This is a genomic window from Amnibacterium sp. (genome assembly GCF_051956055.1).
Classification (GTDB): Bacteria; Actinomycetota; Actinomycetes; order Actinomycetales; family Microbacteriaceae; genus Amnibacterium.
On record NZ_JBQCGC010000026.1, the window covers coordinates 29,696 to 46,787 of the forward strand.

At 72.9% G+C, this 17,092-nt stretch carries 14 protein-coding genes; 3 read left to right on the plus strand and 11 right to left on the minus strand.

Features of this window, described 5'->3' with window-relative positions; translation table 11 throughout:
• Positions 1–36 precede the first annotated feature (36 nt).
• Both ACTHLI_RS03845 and ACTHLI_RS03850 read left to right on the plus strand, forming a co-directional pair.
• Complete coding sequence (locus tag ACTHLI_RS03845) at positions 37–723, plus strand: response regulator transcription factor (RefSeq protein ID WP_440181619.1); 687 nt, start codon at positions 37–39, stop codon at positions 721–723.
• On the plus strand, positions 723–2,108 hold the full coding sequence (locus ACTHLI_RS03850; protein WP_440181620.1) for a HAMP domain-containing sensor histidine kinase: 1,386 nt from the start codon (positions 723–725) through the stop codon (positions 2,106–2,108). The genes ACTHLI_RS03845 and ACTHLI_RS03850 overlap by 1 nt, the downstream gene beginning before the upstream one ends.
• Before the next feature lie 19 nt (positions 2,109–2,127).
• On the opposite strand, the gene ACTHLI_RS03855 is transcribed toward ACTHLI_RS03850, so the two are convergent.
• The gene (locus tag ACTHLI_RS03855) at positions 2,128–3,375 is read right to left on the minus strand and encodes an MFS transporter (RefSeq protein ID WP_440181622.1); all 1,248 of its coding nucleotides are present in this window, start codon (positions 3,373–3,375) and stop codon (positions 2,128–2,130) included.
• Between the two features lie 196 nt (positions 3,376–3,571).
• Here ACTHLI_RS03855 and ACTHLI_RS03860 point away from each other — a divergent pair, with 196 nt between their 5' ends.
• Positions 3,572–4,951, plus strand: coding sequence for a sugar porter family MFS transporter (locus ACTHLI_RS03860; protein ID WP_440181623.1), 1,380 nt, complete (start codon positions 3,572–3,574; stop codon positions 4,949–4,951).
• A gap of 9 nt (positions 4,952–4,960) precedes the next feature.
• Here ACTHLI_RS03860 and ACTHLI_RS03865 read toward each other — a convergent pair whose 3' ends face one another.
• From ACTHLI_RS03865 to rnc, 10 genes are all read right to left on the minus strand, one after another.
• The gene (locus ACTHLI_RS03865) at positions 4,961–6,196 is read right to left on the minus strand and encodes a cation:proton antiporter domain-containing protein (RefSeq protein ID WP_440181625.1); all 1,236 of its coding nucleotides are present in this window, start codon (positions 6,194–6,196) and stop codon (positions 4,961–4,963) included.
• Positions 6,196–7,278, minus strand: a complete 1,083-nt coding sequence (locus ACTHLI_RS03870) for an enolase C-terminal domain-like protein (protein WP_440181627.1) — start codon at positions 7,276–7,278, stop codon at positions 6,196–6,198. The genes ACTHLI_RS03865 and ACTHLI_RS03870 overlap by 1 nt, the downstream gene beginning before the upstream one ends.
• A complete protein-coding gene (locus tag ACTHLI_RS03875; RefSeq protein ID WP_440181629.1) occupies positions 7,275–10,328 on the minus strand; it encodes an FAD-binding and (Fe-S)-binding domain-containing protein in 3,054 nt (1,017 codons plus the stop codon). The genes ACTHLI_RS03870 and ACTHLI_RS03875 overlap by 4 nt, the downstream gene beginning before the upstream one ends.
• A gap of 3 nt (positions 10,329–10,331) precedes the next feature.
• Positions 10,332–12,155 carry a thiamine pyrophosphate-requiring protein gene (locus tag ACTHLI_RS03880; protein WP_440181630.1) on the minus strand — a complete coding sequence of 608 codons (1,824 nt, stop codon included), beginning with the start codon at positions 12,153–12,155 and terminating at the stop codon, positions 10,332–10,334.
• Between the two features lie 95 nt (positions 12,156–12,250).
• The gene (locus tag ACTHLI_RS03885; protein ID WP_440181631.1) at positions 12,251–13,132 is read right to left on the minus strand and encodes an alpha/beta fold hydrolase; all 882 of its coding nucleotides are present in this window, start codon (positions 13,130–13,132) and stop codon (positions 12,251–12,253) included.
• Positions 13,126–13,488 (minus strand): hypothetical protein, encoded by a 363-nt coding sequence (locus ACTHLI_RS03890; RefSeq protein ID WP_440181632.1) that lies wholly within the window; start codon positions 13,486–13,488, stop codon positions 13,126–13,128. Before ACTHLI_RS03890 ends, ACTHLI_RS03885 begins: the two co-directional genes overlap by 7 nt.
• Positions 13,485–14,507: an SDR family oxidoreductase gene (locus tag ACTHLI_RS03895; RefSeq protein ID WP_440181633.1), complete on the minus strand. Its 1,023-nt coding sequence runs from the start codon at positions 14,505–14,507 to the stop codon at positions 13,485–13,487. The genes ACTHLI_RS03890 and ACTHLI_RS03895 overlap by 4 nt, the downstream gene beginning before the upstream one ends.
• A gap of 101 nt (positions 14,508–14,608) precedes the next feature.
• The gene (locus ACTHLI_RS03900; RefSeq protein ID WP_440181634.1) at positions 14,609–15,436 is read right to left on the minus strand and encodes a DUF1206 domain-containing protein; all 828 of its coding nucleotides are present in this window, start codon (positions 15,434–15,436) and stop codon (positions 14,609–14,611) included.
• A 53-nt stretch (positions 15,437–15,489) separates the two neighbouring features.
• Positions 15,490–16,413, minus strand: a complete 924-nt coding sequence (gene mutM / locus ACTHLI_RS03905; RefSeq protein ID WP_440181635.1) for a bifunctional DNA-formamidopyrimidine glycosylase/DNA-(apurinic or apyrimidinic site) lyase — start codon at positions 16,411–16,413, stop codon at positions 15,490–15,492.
• Entirely contained in the window at positions 16,406–17,092 is a 687-nt protein-coding gene (gene rnc / locus ACTHLI_RS03910) for a ribonuclease III (RefSeq protein WP_440181637.1), read from the minus strand. Before rnc ends, mutM begins: the two co-directional genes overlap by 8 nt.

Here is a 17,092-nt window from a genome sequence, read left to right on the forward strand (position 1 = left end):
GGCCGGTCCCGGCGCGCGGGCGATCCTGGCGGTTGAATGGCGCCCGTGGACGCCAAGGGGCTCGTGCTCGTCGCCGAGGACGAGCGCGCGATCGCCGACCTCGAGCGCCTCTACCTGACGGACGCGGGGTTCGGCGTGCACGTCGAACGGGACGGCGACGCCGCCCTGGCCGCGATCGAGCGGCTGCGACCGGTCGCGATCGTGCTGGACGTCGGCCTGCCCGGCCGGGACGGCCTCGACGTGTGCCGCGCGCTACGCGCCCGCGGCGACTGGACGCCGGTCGTCTTCGTGACCGCGCGCGACGAGGAGATCGACCGCCTGCTCGGCCTCGAGCTCGGCGGCGACGACTACCTCACGAAGCCGTTCTCGCCGCGGGAGCTCGTGGCGCGGGTGCGGGGGCTCCTCCGCCGCGCGGCGCTCCCCGCCGCCGCGGCCCCGATCTCGCTCGGCGCCGTCTCGCTCGATCAGGAGCGGCGGACGGTCACGGCCGCAGGCCGCAGGGTCGACCTCACCGCGACGGAGTTCGACCTGCTCGCCAAGCTGATGAGCGCTCCCGGTCGGGTGTTCACGCGCGAGCAGCTGCTCGCGAGCGTGTGGGGGCAGGCCGACTACAGCGGCGGCCGGACCGTCGACGTGCACGTGGCGCAGCTGCGGGCGAAGCTCGGCGACGCCTCCCCGATCCGCACCTCCCGCGGCGTCGGCTACGCGGCGGACGCGGGCTGATGCGCGGGCTGTCGCTCCGGATCCTGCTCCTCTCGATCGGGCTGGTGCTGGCGACGACGGTCGCGGCGGGGCTCGCGACCGTGCAGCTCGCCCGGGCGTCGGCCGCGTCGGAGCAGCGGAGCGAGCTCGTCGCGCAGGCGTCCCTCGTCACCCTGCAGTCGGCCAGGCTGGCGACGCCGCGGTTCCTCCGCCGGGTCGGAAGAGGGCTCGACGGCTCGGTGCTCGTGGTGCTCGACCCGGACGGCTCGGTGGCGGCCACGACCGCGCTCGGGCGGCAGGCGCTGGTCGACGCGGTCGCTGCGGCGGGTCGATCAGCGACGGGCTCCGGGGAGGACGTCTCGACCACCGTCGATCAGGGCGGCCGGGTGCAGCTCGTGGAGGCGCGCCCGATCCCCGACGGCGGCGCGATCGTGCTGACGCGACCCCAGACGGCGCTGACCCGGACCATCGGCGAGCTCGTGACCCGGATCCTCGTCGTCCTCCTCGTCGCGCTGGTGGTCGCGGCCGTGGCGGCCGTGTGGCTGTCCCGCAGGATCGCGCGGCCGCTCGCCGCGACCGCGGTCGTCGCACGCCGGCTGGCCCGAGGCGAGCGCGGGGTGCCGGTGCCGCCGGACGCCCCCGGCGAGGTCGGCGATGTGGCCGACGCCCTGCGCGCGCTCGATCTCGCCCTCGCCCAGAGCGAGGGCCGGCAACGCGAGTTCCTGCTCTCCGTCTCGCACGAGCTGCGCACCCCGCTGACGGCGCTCCGCGGCTACGGCGAGGCGCTCGCGGACGGCCTGATCACCGGCGCCCGGGTGCAGGAGGTGGGTGCCGTCCTCGTCGCCGAGACCGAGCGGGTCGAGCGGTTCACCGCCGATCTCCTCGAGCTCGCCCGCCTGGAGGCGGACGACTTCTCCGTGGTGCCGACCCCGATCGAGCTCGGCGGGATCGCCGCCGAAGCGGTGGAGGCCTGGCGGGGCCGGGCCGACGGGGCCGGGATCACGCTGCGGCTCGAGGGCTTCGACACCGACGTCGACGCCCTCGCCGACGCGCGACGGGTCCGTCAGGTCCTCGACGGCCTGGTCGAGAACGCGCTCCGTGCGACGCCGGCGGGCGGCGAGGTCGCACTCGTCGCGGTGCGCAGGCCGACGACCGCCGGGGTGGCGGTGGAGGACTCGGGGCCCGGCCTCTCCGACGACGACCTCGCGGACGCGTTCACGCGCGGTCTGCTGCGCGAGCGCTACCGGGAGACCCGGGCGGTCGGCACCGGGTTGGGGCTGTCGATCGCGACGCGCCTCGCGAGCCGGATGGGCGGCCGGGTGCACGCCGAGCACGCCAGGACGCCTCCGGGTGCCCGGTTCGTGCTCGAGCTGCCGCGATCCGACGGCCGGGTGGCCCCGCGCTGACCCCGCGGAGCCGCCGCGGTCAGGCCGCAGGCCGCTCCACCCTGGCCGGGAGGCGGGCGCCGAGCACGGCGGCCGCGACCGCCGTCGCGAGCATGCCCACGAGGAGCACGGCGACCCAGGAGGCGGGCATGCCGGCGAGCAGCGCACCCGCGATCGGCGGTCCGATGAACCCGCCGCGCGGCCAGGTCGCCGCGGCGAGCGAGTTGTAGCGCCCCCGGAGGTGCTCCGGCGCGAGCGCGTTCGGCATGCCGCCGCCCACCGGGCTGTAGAACGTCTCGCCGAACCCGAACACGGCGAGCGCGACGATGAAGCCGATGTCGGCGACCGGTCCACGGAACACCGGCAGCGCCGCGAGGCCGGTGATCGCCCACGCGGCCGCCCAGACGAGCGCGGTGGCCGCGAGCAGGCGGCTGCGCCGGACGTGACGGGTGACCCGCTCGACACCGAGCTGCAGCACGACGATGGCCGCGGTGTTGGCCGCGAAGGCGAACCCGACGATCTGCGTCGTGCTGCCGCCTGCGCCGATGACGAACGCGGCCCACGGCCCGTTCAACTGGGCGTACCCGAACACGCCGAGCGCCAGCGCCACCACCAGGTAGCCGACGAACGCACGGTCGCGCAGCACGGCCGCGTAGCCGCCGCGCATCGCGGCCTCGTGATGCACCGGGCCAGGACCGTAGCCGGGGGCGCTGCGGAGGCCGAGCAGGATCAGCGCGGCGAACGCGGCCGTGGTCGTCGCGTCGACCGCGTAGACGAGATGGAAGCTGACCGGCCGCTGGATGGACACGAGCCAACCCGACAGGAGGCCGCCGATCCCGATGCCCGCGTTCAGCAGACCGAACCGCACGGCGTAGGCACGGGACCGGCGCGACTCCGGCACCTGCAGGGCGATGAGGCCGTTCAGTGCGGGCCACACGAGCGCGTTGCCCGCGGCGTTCAACGCCGCGCCCGCGGCGGCGACGATCGGCACCGACGCGACGGCGAGCAGCGCCGTCCCGGTCGCCTGCACCAGCAGGCCGATCCAGGCGAGCCGCCCGAGCCCCACGCGGTCGCCGATGGAGCCGCCGAGCGCGCTCGTCGCGAGCCCGACGACGGAGGCGAGGGCGAGCACGACGCCCGCCACGGGCAGCGACGTGCCGAGCACCTGGTTGAGGTACACGAACAGGTACGGGAGGGTCAGCCCCTGGCCCAGCGCCGAGACCAGGGTGCCGGCGAGCGTCAGCCGGAACGCCGCGCTGCCGGTGGTCGCTCGCTCGGCCGTGGACATCCCGGCGATCCTACGGACGAGCGCGGACACGCCACGGCGGCGGCGACACCGCGCGGGCGATCACGAGCGACGCGGTTCGAGCACCCCCGGACGCGCACCCGACGCCCGCGAGGATCCGCGCTGCCGCGGTGAGGCCGGCGTCCAGGCTCGGCACCTACCGTCAAACCGTTGCAATGATGCAAGGAATCGGGGCGTCATGACGAACTTCCTCTCCGACATGCGGAGCGCCGGGAACGGTGTCCTGATCCGCGCCGCGGTCGTCGCCGCGATCGGCGGTCTGCTCTTCGGCTACGACACCGGGGTCATCTCCGGCGCGGTCCTCTACATCCAGAAGGATCTGCACGCGAACGCCGTCGAGCAGGAGTGGATCGTCTCCGTCCTGCTCCTCGGGGCGATGGTCGGGGCCTTCGGCAGCGGCTTCCTCGCCGACCGCATCGGGCGGAAGTGGACGAAGGTGATCTCGGGCAGCCTCTACGTGGTCGGGGCGATCGGCTGCGCCTTCTCGGTCTCCGTGCCGATGCTCATCGCGTTCCGTGCGCTGCTCGGCCTCTCGGTCGGCAGCGCCTCCTTCGTCTCCCCGCTGTACATCTCCGAGGTGTCGCCGCCGCGGGTGCGGGGCGGTCTCGTCTCCTTCAACCAGCTCGCCGTCACGACCGGGATCCTCGTCTCGTACCTCGTGGACAGCGCGTTCGCGCACGTCCCCGGCACCTGGCGCTGGATGCTCGGCATCGCCGTGATCCCCGGCGCCGCGCTCGCGATCGGCATGCTCACCGTGCCGCACACGCCTCGGTGGCTCGTCCAGCAGGACCGGGACGACGAGGCGCGCGAGGTGCTGGAGCGGCTGCGGAGCGAGGACGAGGAGGCGGACGTCGACGAGGAGCTGGGCGGTATCCGCGAGACCGCGGAGGCGGAGGCGACGAGCTCCTGGAAGGACCTGCTCGGGAAGCGGGTCCGGCCGCTGCTCCTCGTCGGGCTGGGGCTCGCGCTCGCTCAGCAGTTCATCGGGGTCAACACCGTCATCTACTACGCGCCGACGATCCTCAAGCAGACCGGCTTGAGCAACAGCGGCTCGATCGCGCAGACCGTGTTCGTCGGCGTGACGAACGTCGTGTTCACGATCGTCGCCGTCCTCCTGCTCGACCGGGTGGGCAGGAGGAAGCTGCTGCTCTCGGGCACCGCCGTCGCGGTCGTCGCCCTCGTCGGGCTGGCCGTGTTCTTCCTCGTCCCCGCGATCCAGCAGGCGGTCGGGATCGCGGCGCTGCTGCTGCTGATCCTGTACATCGCCGCGTACGCGATCGGGCTCGGGCCCGTGTTCTGGTTGATGATCTCGGAGATCTACCCGACGGGCGTCAAGAGCAAGGCGATGTCGGTGTCGACGATCGCGAACTGGCTCTCGAACTTCGTCGTCGCGGGCACGTTCCTCACCCTGTCGAACGCGATCACGAAGCAGGGCACGTTCTTTCTGTACGCGGGGATCGGCGTGGCCGCGTTCGTGTTCTTCCTCCTGAAGGTGCCGGAGACGAAGGGGCGCTCGCTGGAGGACGTGCAGCGCGAGCTCGTGGGCGATCGCGCCTGACGCGCGGCGTCAGCTCGTGAGCTCGCTCGGGTCGCTCCGCCTGGCGATGAGCCGGCTGAACGGTGCGGACGTGAGCCCGTACAGCAGCACGGAGAGCACGATCGCCATCGTCACGAGCGGGAACACCAGCTTCGAGCCGGTCATCCGCTCGGCGAGCAGGGCGTAGTACAGGCCGGAGACCCCCACCGCGCCGAACCAGCTCATGAACAGCGTCTGCGACCGGTCGTGCAGGTCCGCGAAGACCGCGCGGCCCACCCAGATCGCCGCGAGCCGGCGCACCACGAGCGCGAGGAAGACCACAACGGCGGGCCACACACCGAGCCGGCCCCACGCCCCGAACGGCAGCGCGATGCCGAGCAGCAGGAACGCGGGCACGGAGAAGAACCGGTTGACGGCGTCGTCGAGCGACGACTGCTCCGCCTCGGCGGCGTTCGACACCCGCTGACCGAAGACGGCCGCGGCGACGAACACGGCGAGGATGCCGTCGGTGCCGATCACCTTCAGCAGGCCGAGCACGAGCAGACCGAACGGCAGGAAGAAGCCGAGCTTCGACGTCTGCTCCATCCAGGAGAAGCGCTGCGCCCACCGGAACAGCTGCGAGACGACGAATCCGAGACCGAGTCCGAGCACGATCGCGCCGAGCACCTCGAACAGCACCGTCGAGGCGGCGAGGTCGCGCCAGGCCTTCGCCACGGGCTCGGTGAGCAGCAGGATCGGCGCGAAGACGAAGGGGTACCCGAACCCGTCGTTCACCCCGCTCTCGCTCGACAGGTCGAGCCGGACCGTTCGCGGCACGTGGGAGGTCGCGAAGCCGCCGGTCACGATCGGGGTGGTGACGATCGGGTCGGTCGGGGTCATGATCGCCCCCACCAGGACGGCGATCAGCAGCGGCAGCCCGAGCAGCGCCCACAGGAGGGCGCCGGACACGAGCAGCGCGACCGGCATCCCGATCACGATGCTGCCGAGGATCCACCGCCACCTGCGGCGCCAGTATCCGGAGGGCAGCCGCTGCGCGATGCCGATGAGCCCCACCCCGACGGTCAGGCGGGCGACCTGTTCGAGCACGTCGTGACCGCCGATGTCGTCGATCCGCATCACCCCGAGCGCCCCGGGTCCGATCAGCACGCCGACGAGCAGCGCGAGCAGCGGAGCCGGCAGGCTCCATCGGGCCAGGGGTGCGGCGAAGAGGTTGAGCAGGAGCGCGGTGCCAGCGAAGATCGCGAGCGCGACGTTCAGCAGCTGCATCAGGCGATCCGCAGGGCGTCGGCCTCCGGACGCACGGTCATCCCGTGCCCGACCGCGCCGGGACGCGGGACGAGCGCCCCGTCCTCGACGGTCGGCAGCCCCGCGAAGAGCGCGGTGTCGACGCGCTCGTGATCGACGAAGTACTCGATGTGCCGGAGGTTCGGGGTGGTGAGCGCGACGGGCAGCGCGAGGTGCGGGCCGCAGTGGACGGAGACGTCGAGCCCGCACCCCGCCGCCATCGCGCTGCAGTCGAGGAAGCCCGTGTAGCCACCGCAGCGGGTGACGTCCAGCTGCAGGCAGTCGACCGCGTCGGCCGCCAGCAGCGCCTCCGCGTCGCCTGCGCGCCACACGTACTCGCCCGCGGCGACGTCGATCGCGACCTGGCGCCGCACCTCCGCCAGCCGGCGGGGGAAGTCGGCGCTCACCGGCTCCTCGAACCAGCGGACGTCGAGATCGTGCAGCACCTGCCCCATCCGCACCGCGCGCCCGACGGAGTAGCCGCCGTTCGCGTCGACGAACAGCTCGACTCCCCCGCCGACGACCCGTCTGGCGAGCGCGACGCGGGCGAGGTCGCGCTCCGCGTCGCTCCCGAACGACTCGCCGATCTTGATCTTCACGGCCCCAGCGCCGAGTGCGAGCCAGTGCTCGAGCTCGGCCGCCGTCGTGGCGTCGTCGTAGGTCGTGAAGCCGCCGCTCCCGTAGATCGGCGCCCGATCCCGCGCGCGGCCGAGAAGGGCGCTGAGGGACATCGCGTGGCGGCGGGCCTTGAGATCCCAGAGCGCGACGTCGACGGCGGACAGCGCAGCGGCCCCGATCCCGGTGGCGCCCGCGTTGCGGAGCCGCCGGAGGATGGTGTCCCGGACGGCGGGGATGTCCTCGGGGTCCGCGTCCGCGAGCAGTGGCGCGAGCACGTCCTGCACGACTGCCGCCGCGGCGGCCTCCGTGTAGGACCACCCGAGGCCCTGCTCGCCGTCGACGGTGAGCAGGACGGTCACGACGGTCGTGGCGCTCCACGTCGCGGTGCCGTCGGCCTCGGGCTGCGGCGTGGGGACGCGGTACGCGCGCGCCTCGCAGTCGATCACGAGCCGCCGTCCGGACGGCTCGCCTTCCCGAACGGATGCACGCGGGCGATGCGCCGACGGCTGACGCGGTGGCGTCTTCCCGGGCGCTCGATCAGCCGCTCGGGCTTCGCCCCGAGCTTCGCCTCCTGGATGCCCAGCGCGAGGATCTCCGCGAGGTGCATGGCGCCGCGGCCGTTCGAGAGGTGCTCGGTCTGCGTCTGGCAGCTGAAGCCGTCCGCCAGGACGAGCACGTCCGGGTCCGCCGCGTTCACCGCGGGCAGCAGCTCGTGCTTGGCGGCGCCGATCGACACGTCGAGGTGGCCCTTCTCGAACCCGAAGTTGCCGGCGAGGCCGCAGCAGCCGCCGAGGACCTGGGCGTCGATGCCGGCCTGGGCGAGGATGCGCTGGTCGGCGTCGACGCTCAGCACCGCGTGCTGATGGCAGTGCGGCTGCACGACGGCCTTGCGGTCGATCTTCGGCGGCAGCCAGCCGTCGGTCGCGTCGAGCAGCTCGGCGAGCGTCTTCGTGTGCTCCTTCAGGAGCTTCACGTCCTCGTCCTCCGGCAGCAGGTCCGGGCCGTCCGACCGGAACACGGCCGTGCAGCTCGGCTCGAGGCCGACGAGCGGCACACCGCGCCGGAAGTACGGCGCGAGGGTATGCGCCGTGTGCTTGAGCATCCGTTTCGCGACGTCGAGCTGCCCCGTCGAGACCCAGGTGAGCCCGCAGCAGAGCGTCTGCTCCGGCAGCACGACCCGGTACCCCGCCTCCTCGAGCACGGTCACCGCGGCCTTCGCCACCGCCGGGTGCATCGTGTTGTTGAAGGTGTCGGGGAACAGCAGCACGTCGCCGCGCAGCCCCGTGCCGACCGGCTTCCGCCGCCGGAACCAGTCGCTGAACCGCTCCGGGGCGAAGGTCGGCAGGGGCCGCCCCTGGTCGACACCGCCTGCCGCGCGGACGACGGTCCGGAGCACGGGCGCGTGCGTCAGCGTGTTGATGAGCGGCGCCGCGAGGTGCGCGAACCGCGCGAAGAGCGGTAGCCACCCCATCGAGTAGTGCGCCAGCGGCCGGAGCCGCCCCTTGTAGTGGTGCGACAGGAACTCGGCCTTGTACGTCGCCATGTCGACGTTCACCGGGCAGTCGCTCTTGCACCCCTTGCACGACAGGCAGAGGTCGAGCGCGTCCTTCACCGCCTCGCTCCGCCAGCCGTCCTGGATCGGCCCGCCCTTCTGCTTGCCGTTCACCATCTCGAACAGCAGCCGGGAGCGGCCGCGGGTGGAGTGCTCCTCCTCCCCCGTCGCCCGGTAGGAGGGGCACATCACACCGCCCTCGTGGGACCGGCAGGCACCGACCCCGACGCAGCGGAGGGCGGCGTTCTCGAACAGCCCGCGGTCCTCCGGGTACGCGAAGTGGGTCGACCCCACGTGCGGCCGGTAGTCCGTGCCGAGGCGCAGGTTCTCGGCGGGACCGTAGGGCTGCACGACCTTGCCCGGGTTCATCCGGTCCGTGGGGTCGAACAGCGCCTTCATCCGCTCCATCGCCTCGATCAGGCGGTCGCCGAACATGATCGGCAGCAGCGGGCCGCGGGCCTGGCCGTCGCCGTGCTCCCCGGAGAGGGAGCCGCCGTAGTCGACGACGAGGTGCGCCGCCCGCTCGATGAACTGCTCGAAGTGGGCGATGCCGCGCTTCGTCGTGAAGTCGAACGGGATGCGGCAGTGCACGCACCCCTGACCGAAGTGGCCGTAGATCGCGGTGCGCCCGAACCCGAACTCGTCGAGCAGGTCCCGGAAGTCCCGGAGGTAGTCGCCGAGCCGGTCCGGCGGCACCGCCGCGTCCTCCCACCCGGGCCAGGTGGAGTGCTCGTCCGGCACCCACGCGGTCGCGCCGAGGCCCGACTCGCGCACCTTCATGATGTGCTCCTGGTCCTCGGGCTTCTCGAAGACCGCGACCGACGGCGGGTGCTCGGTCCCGCGGACGGCCTCGACGAGCGCGTCGGCACGCCGCTTCGCCTCGTCGTCGTCCTTGCCGCCGAACACGAGCAGCAGCCAGGCGTCGCCCTCCGGCAGCAGATCGAGGGCGGTCGGGTTCAGGTGCTTGACCTTCTCGTGGTCGATGAGCCGCCGGTCCAGGCCCTCGAAGATCATCGGCTCGTGCGGGTTGATGAGTGTCGTGTGGTCCGCGGCGGAGGCGACGTCCGGGTACCCGAGCATCACGAAGCGCTGCGCGGGCACGGTCGGCACGAGCGTCACCTCGGCGCGCAGGATCGTGACGAGCGTCGCCTCCGAGCCCGTCAGGGCACGCGCCAGGTCGAAGCCCTTCTCGGGCAGCAGGTCGTCGAGGTTGTACCCGGAGACGCGACGCGGGATGTCGGGGTAGCGGGAGCGGATGTCGTCGCCGTACTCCTCCGCCAGGTACTTCAGCCCGCGGTAGATCTCCGCGGGCCGCCCGCCCGCGCGCACCACCTCGTCGAACCGGTCGCCGTCACCGCCGACCCACATGCGCGTGCCGTCGTAGAGCAGCACCTCCATCCGCCGGACGTTGTCGACCGCCTTGCCGTAGGCCTGGGCGGTGGAGCCGCACGAGTTGTTCCCGAGCATGCCGCCGATCGTGCAGCGGTCGTGCGTGGCGGGCTTCGGGCCCACCATGAGGCCGTGCGGCGCGACGAACGCGTTCAGCTCGTCGAGCACGATGCCGGGCTGGACGAGCGCGACCTTCGCATCCACGTCGAGGTGCTCGACCCGGTTGCAGTACTTCGTCCAGTCGATCACGACGGCGGTGTTCGTGCACTCGCCTGCGAGGCTCGTGCCGCCGCCGCGGGACAGCACGGGCGCGCCGTACCTGGAGCAGATCTGCACGGCCCGCACGCCGGCGTCGATCGTCCTCGGCACGACGACCCCGATCGGGACCTGGCGGTAGTTCGAGGAGTCGGTGGCGTAGGTCGCGCGGGACCCCTCGTCGAAGCGCACCTCCCCGTCGACGTTCGCGACGAGCGCGCGCCGGAGGGTCTCGACATCGACGTCGCCCGCGGGGTCCGCCGGGCGGACGATCGGGCTCGGGAGCAGCGTGGCGGCCATCGGTCAGTCCTCCTTGTCGCCGAGGTGCAGCGCACCCTTGACCCGCTCGACGCCCTCGGCGACGAGCCCTTCCGCGGAGTCCACGAGGGCCGCCGGTGCGAGGGGATCCCCCTTCGCGAAGGACTTGATGGTGTTGTTCCGGTACTGCGCGGTGATCTTCGCGGGCAGCGGCGGGGCGTTGCGGGTCACGTAGTCGTCGATCACCGTGACGCCCCGGTGCGCGAGCGCCTCCTCGACCGCCGCGGCCGCGTCCTCGTCGCGCCGGACGCGGATCCCCTTGAACCCGAGCAGCTCGGCCCAGCCCGCGTAGTCGACGCTCTCGACGTCCTGCGAGCCCTTCCACACGGGGTTGCCGTCCTCGGTGCGCATCTCCCACGACACCTGCGCCAGGTCGTCGTTGTGCATCACGACGACGATGAACGTGGGGTCGTCCCACGACGCGAGGTACTTCTTCACCGTGATCAGCTCGTTCATGCCGAGCATCTGGAATGCGCCGTCGCCGATCGTGCAGATCACCGTCCGGTCGGAGAACGCGAACTTCGCGGCGGTCGCGTACGGCATCGCGGCGAGCATGCTCGCGAGGCGGCCGGACAGGTCGCCCTTCATGCCCCGCTTCAGGCGGATGTGGTGGCCGTACCAGTCGGCGGTCGTGCCCGCGTCGCACGTGACGATCGCCCCGTGCGGCAGCCGCTTGTTCAGCTCGTGGAAGAGGCGCCGCGGGTTGCCGCCGTCGGGGAAGGAGAGCATCGCCTGTGCCTCCATCTCCTGCTCCCAGTCGTGCCACTCCTTCGCGATCTGCTCCTGCCACGAGCGGTCGGTCTGCTGCTCGAGCATCGGGAGCAGCGCGGTGAGCGTCGACTTGACGTCGCCCCACAGGTTCACCTCGGTCGGGTACCTGAGGCCGAGTTGCTCGGGCTTCAGGTCGACCTGCACGCCCCGCGCCTGACCGGTCTTCGGCAGGTACTCGCCGTACGGGTAGTTCGTGCCGAGCAGCACGATGGTGTCGCAGCCGTTGATCTGGTTCAGGCTCGGCAGCGAGCCGAGCAGCCCGACCTGCTGCGTGTGGTAGGGCACGTCTGAGGGCACGACCTCCTTGCCCCGGAGGGCGGTGACGAGCCCGGCGCCGACGCGCTCCGCAGCGGCGAGCACCTCGTCGGTCGCGCCTTTCGCTCCGGCCCCGACGAGGAAGGTGACCTTCTTCCCCGCGTTGATCACCTCCGCGGCGCGACGCAGCTCGTCCTCGGGTGGGGTGATCCGCGTGGACGCCGGGACGGCGCTCGAGCGGGAGACCCAGTGCTCCGGGGACAGCGCCCCCGCGTCCATGCCCTGCACGTCGTGCGGGAGCACGACCACGGCCGGCTGCAGCCGGGCGAGCGCGGTGCGGAAGGCGGTGTCGATGACCGCCTGCGCGTTCTCCGGGGTCACGATCGTCTGCACGTAGCAGGCGACGTCCGCGAAGACGCGCTCGAGGTTGTCCTCCTGCTGGGTGAAGGTGCCGAAGGAGGCGAGGCCCTGCTGGCCGACGAAGGCGACGACGGGCACGTTGTCGCTCTTCGCGTCGTACAGCCCGTTGATCAGGTGGAAGGCGCCGGGGCTCGACGTCGCGATGCACACCCCGACCTCGCCCGTGAACTTCGCGTGCGCGGTCGCCATGAACGCGCAGATCTCCTCGTGGGTGGGGCGCACGTAGGACAGCCCCTCCCCCTTCCTGGCGGTCTTGCCGAGCATGCCGTCCAGCTCGCCGACACCGTCGCCGGGGAATCCGAAGACGCGGGTCACGCCCCATTCCTGGATCCGCCGGATCACGAACTCGCTCACGGTGGCCATGTGTGCACTCCCTGTCCCGGCCCGCTCCGGACCGTCGCTTCCGGCGGGATCGCCGGCTGTTCCGTTCTCGATGCGACGCGCTTCGCGCCGCGGGGTCAACCCCTTTCGGGCTCGACGGGATCGACGTCCGCCAGCCGGACGGTGCCGCTGTCGCGCAGCTGCTCGGCGACGGAGCCGTGGTTCGGTGCGACGTGCTCGAGGATGCGGCTCCACGCGGACGCGATGGTCAGCGGGCCGCTGTCGCGCACCCTGACCGCCTCAGCACCCGGGATGCGGTCGACCCAGAACCGAGCGTCCTGCTCCTCGATCCACGGCGTCTCGCTGCCGGCCCAGATCCGGGTCGCAGCCCGCAGGCCGCGGAGCTGGTCGAGCCACGCGTCGTCCCCGAAGAGCCGCGCGTCGTGCTGGACGCCGACGTCGCCCTGCATCGCCGCCTCCTCCAGCATGCGATCCACCCGGCCGCCCAGGCCGAGATGGCGCTCGAGGTCGGCCGTGGCGTCGTCGATGCCGAGCGCGACCCGTCCCGGCGCACCGACGGCGGCCTCGGCGAGACGTCGAGCGCGGGCCGGAGCCGGCGGATCCACGAGGGCGAGGCGATCGACCTTCTCGTCGACGGCCGCGACCGCAGCGGCGAGCAGTGCGCCCGTGCCCCAGCCCACGACGCCGTACCGGTCCAGCCGGGCGTTGGAGATGCGGTCCGCCGTGCGCTCCATCGCCCGCACCCACTCGGCGAGGTCCCTCGCGTGGTCGATGATCGTCCAGTCGCGGTCCTCCGGCACCGTCTCCGAGACGCCGTAGCCGGGGCGGTCGACCGTCACCACCTGCACGCCCCACCGGTCGGTGACGACCGGCTCGGGGTCGAGCGCGGCGCCCGGGGTCGGGTGGCACAGCAGCACGAGCCGGTCGGCCGAAGGGTCGCCGAACGCCGTCATGCCGAGGTGCTCGCCGCCGCGCGTCGTGATCGTGAGGCTCACCACGGCCGGCCTCCGACCAGGCGGGTGCGCGGCGAGAGGCTGCTGAGGACGAAGCCCGTGGCGATGGCCGCCTGCACGATCGCCCCCGACCGGTAGTGCCGACTGCGGAGCGCGAGCGCGACCATCGACGCCGCGTGCAGCGCGTCGACGATCGTGCCCGCGGTGCGCAGGGCTGCCGGACTGGAGGGACGCACGACGGCGGCCTGCAGCAGCTGCCGGACGCCGAGCACCCGGTACACCGGGACGGTCAGCGGGCCCGCTTCGCCGTTCTCGAGCGCCGCGACGAGCGGCGCAGCGGCGAGGTCGGCGGTGCCGAGGACCGCCCGGGTCAGCAGGGCCCCGCGGCGGACGACGGTCACGACGCGACCGCGCGCGCGGCCGGCTTGATGAGCCGCGGGAGGACCGCGATCAGCGCCGCACCCGCGAGCGCGCCCGCGCCGTAGACCTTGCCGCGGTTGCGGATCGCCCACGTCTGGGGCGAGATCCGCATGGACCGGTGGTCGAAGGCGCCGTGCGCGCCCTGGTCCCCCTCGTTCGACGGCTCGTACAGGTTCGGCTTGAGGGTGGGGAGGTCGACGTCCCCCGCCTGCTGGCCCGAGTAGCCGGTCTTCGCGAGGTACCAGTCCGCGACCCGGGTCGCGAGCCGGTTGCCGATGATCGTGTAGACCGTCGACTCCCCGACCCAGGTGCGCCGGCGCGGGTGCTCCGCGACGTCGACCACGACCTTCGCGCAGATCTCCGGCTGGTAGATGGGCGGCACGGGCTGCGCGTGCTTCGGCAGCTTCGACTTGACCCAGTCGAACTGCACCGTGTTCATCGCCGGCATGTCGACCTCGGAGAGGGTGATCGGCGACTTCTCGTGCAGCAGCTCCGTGAGCACCGACTCGGTGAACCCCTTGATCGCGTGCTTCGAGGCGCAGTAGGCCGACTGGAGCGGGATGCCGCGGTGGCCGAGGGCCGACCCCACCTGCACGATGCCGCCGCGACCGCGCGGCCGCATGCGGGACAGCGCCGCCCTGGTGCCGTTGACGAACCCGAAGAAGTTGACGTGCACCGCGCGCTCGAAGTCGTCCGGATCCGTGTGCACGAACTCGCTGAACACACCGACCATGGCGTCGTTCACCCAGACGTCGATCGGACCGAGTTCCTGCTCGACGCGGTCCGCCGCCGCTTCCACGGCGGCCCGGTCGGCCACATCGGTGGGGATCGCGAGCGCCCGCTGCCCGGCCGCCCGGACGTCCTTCGCCGCTCCTTCGAGCCCGTCCTCGCCGCGGGCGAGGATGCCCACGTCCCAGCCGCGCGCGGCGAACTCGCGGACGATCGCCCTGCCCAGTCCCGCGCTGCCTCCGGTGACGACCGCGATCCGGTTCTGCTTCATGCACCCTCCTTCGTCGGGATTTCCACTCAATCACTTGCATCTCTGCAAACATTGAGTGGCGGCGGAGGATCCCGTCCCCGTTTCCTGGGGATGACCTCCGCTCAGTCGTTCCGAGCGAGGCGAGCGCGCAGCAGGGCGTACAGTCCGGCCACGATCCAGCCGACGCCGATCGCGAGCAGCAGCGCCTTCCCGAACGCGCTGGCGGCGAACCCGGCGAGTGCGGCGTCCAGGCCGCCCACCCGGCCGGGGTCGAGGGTCCACGCCGCGACCAGCAGCGACCCGCCGACGAGGGCGATGGTGGCGCCCTGCGCGAGGTAGGCGACGGCGCCGAGGACCACCACTGCACGCCGTGGTACGGGGTCGGCGGGCAGCTCGATGGTCTTCTCGAACCGACGGCTCAGCCCGAGCCACACCATGCTGACGCCCACGACGACGACGGCGCCGACCGCCGCGATCATGAGCTGGCCGCCCGGCACCTCGAACAGCTGCCGACCGGTCTGCCGCTTCTGCGCGTCGTCCTCCGCGTGCGCGCCGAGCGCGAACCGCAGCGCGGCGACACCGATCGCGCCGTAGACGACCGCCCGACCCCAGAGGACGAGGCGCTGCCGCCACCGCTCGAGCAGGTTCTCCTCGCGGACGATGAACCCGCGCACCAGGAGCCAGACGAGGAGCGCGCCGTCACCGCCCGCGATCAGCGCCAGCAGCACGACGCCGCCCGGCACCGCGCCCACGGTCCCGAACGCCCCCGAGGTGCCGGGGCGGGGCACATCGGCGCCGGTGCCCAGCAGGAGCGCCAGCACCCCGATGAGGCCGCGGAGGAGACCGGAGGCGACGTAGCCGGACCGCCCGATGCCGCGGACGATCGGACTCCGGCTCGCGCGGCGAGCGGTGCGCTGCGCCTCGTCGACCTGCTCCTCGAGCTCGCTCACCCCTGCCTCACGCCCGTGACGCTAGGCGCCGGACCTCCGGGATGCCCCGGCGCTCAGGCGGTCGCGGATGAGGGCGGGAGCCGCTGGCAGTGCCGGCAGAGATGGCTCGAGCGGTTCATGAAGGCCTCGCGCACGATCGGCCGGCCGCACCGCGGACACGGCTTCCCCTCCCGCCCGTAGGCGTTCAGCCGCTGCGAGAAGTAACCGGAGGCGCCGTTCACGTTCACGTACTGGGCGTCGAAGCTCGTGCCCCCGTCGACGAGCGCACGCTCCAGCACGGACCGCACCTCGGCGAGCAGCCGCCTGGCGGCGCGCACGGGCAGCCCGGCGGTGGAGCGGGCCGGATGGAGCCTCGCCGCCCAGAGCGACTCGTCGGCGTAGATGTTGCCGACGCCGGAGACGAGGGTCTGATCGAGCAGCGCCCGCTTGAGCTCGGTGCGGCGTCCGCGCAGGCGCGCGACGAAGCCGTCGTCGTCGAAAGCGGGATCGAGCGGATCGCGCGCGATGTGCGCCACGTGCAGCGGCACCAGCGGGGCCGGGTCGCCGTGACCTCCGGGCTGGCCGTCCGGAGTGGGTTCGAGCGGGTCGAGCGAGAGGGAGCCGAAGATCCGCTGGTCGGCGAACGCCACGACGAGGTCGCCCCAGCCGGGATGGTCGAGCGCGAGCCGCACGCGCAGCTGCCGGTCAGGAGGCGCTTCGGGGGTGCGGAGCAGGATCTGCCCGCTCATGCCGAGGTGCGCGAGGACGGCGAAGGGCGCCTCGTGCGACCGCGGCTCGACGGGCAGCCAGAGGTACTTGCCCCGGCGCACCGCGCCGGTGAGCCGGCGGCCGGTCAGTCGCGCCTCGAAGTCCGCGGCTCCCGCCTCGTGGCGCCGCAGAGACCGGGGTTCCAGCACCTCGACGGCCGCGACCACCGCGCCGCGCACGGCGGGCTCGAGGCCGGATCGGACGACCTCGACCTCGGGCAGCTCAGGCATGGAGCGCCCGGTACGCCTCCCAGGCGGCCGCGACCTCGGCCTGCTTCTTGCTCGTGCCGGTCCCGCTCGCGCTGACGAGCACCCCGACGGTGACTGTGGCGGTGAAGATGCGCGCGTGCTCGGGCCCCTCGCCGGCGACCTCGTACACGGGTGCCGGCGCATGCCGGAGCGCGGCGGCCTCCTGCAGCGCCGTCTTCGGGTCGGTCACGGCGCCTGTGGACGCCGGGTCATCGACGAGGGGCTGGACGAGCCGCAGCACGAGCGCCTCGGCCTGCTCGCTGCCGACGGACAGGAAGGCCGCGCCGATCAGGGCCTCCACCGCGTCCGCGAGGATCGACGGCTTCTCGGCTCCGCGGGTCAGCACCTCACCGCGGCCGAGCCGGAGGTACCTCCCGAGCTCGAGCGTGCGGGCGATCGACGCGAGCGCGACCGTCGACACGAGGCCCGCCCGGCGCTTCGCGAGCGCGCCTTCGTCGTCCTCCGGGTACCGCGCGAACAGCATCGCGGTCACGGCGCGCTGAAGGACACTGTCGCCGAGGAACTCGAAGCGCTCGTTGTCCGCGGTCCCGTGCTCGTACGCGAACGAGCGATGCGTCAGCGCCGTCTCGAGCAGCTGCGGGTCGATCGCGACGCCGAGCGCCGCGAGCAGGTCCGCGCGGTCGGGCGCGATCGCGCCCAC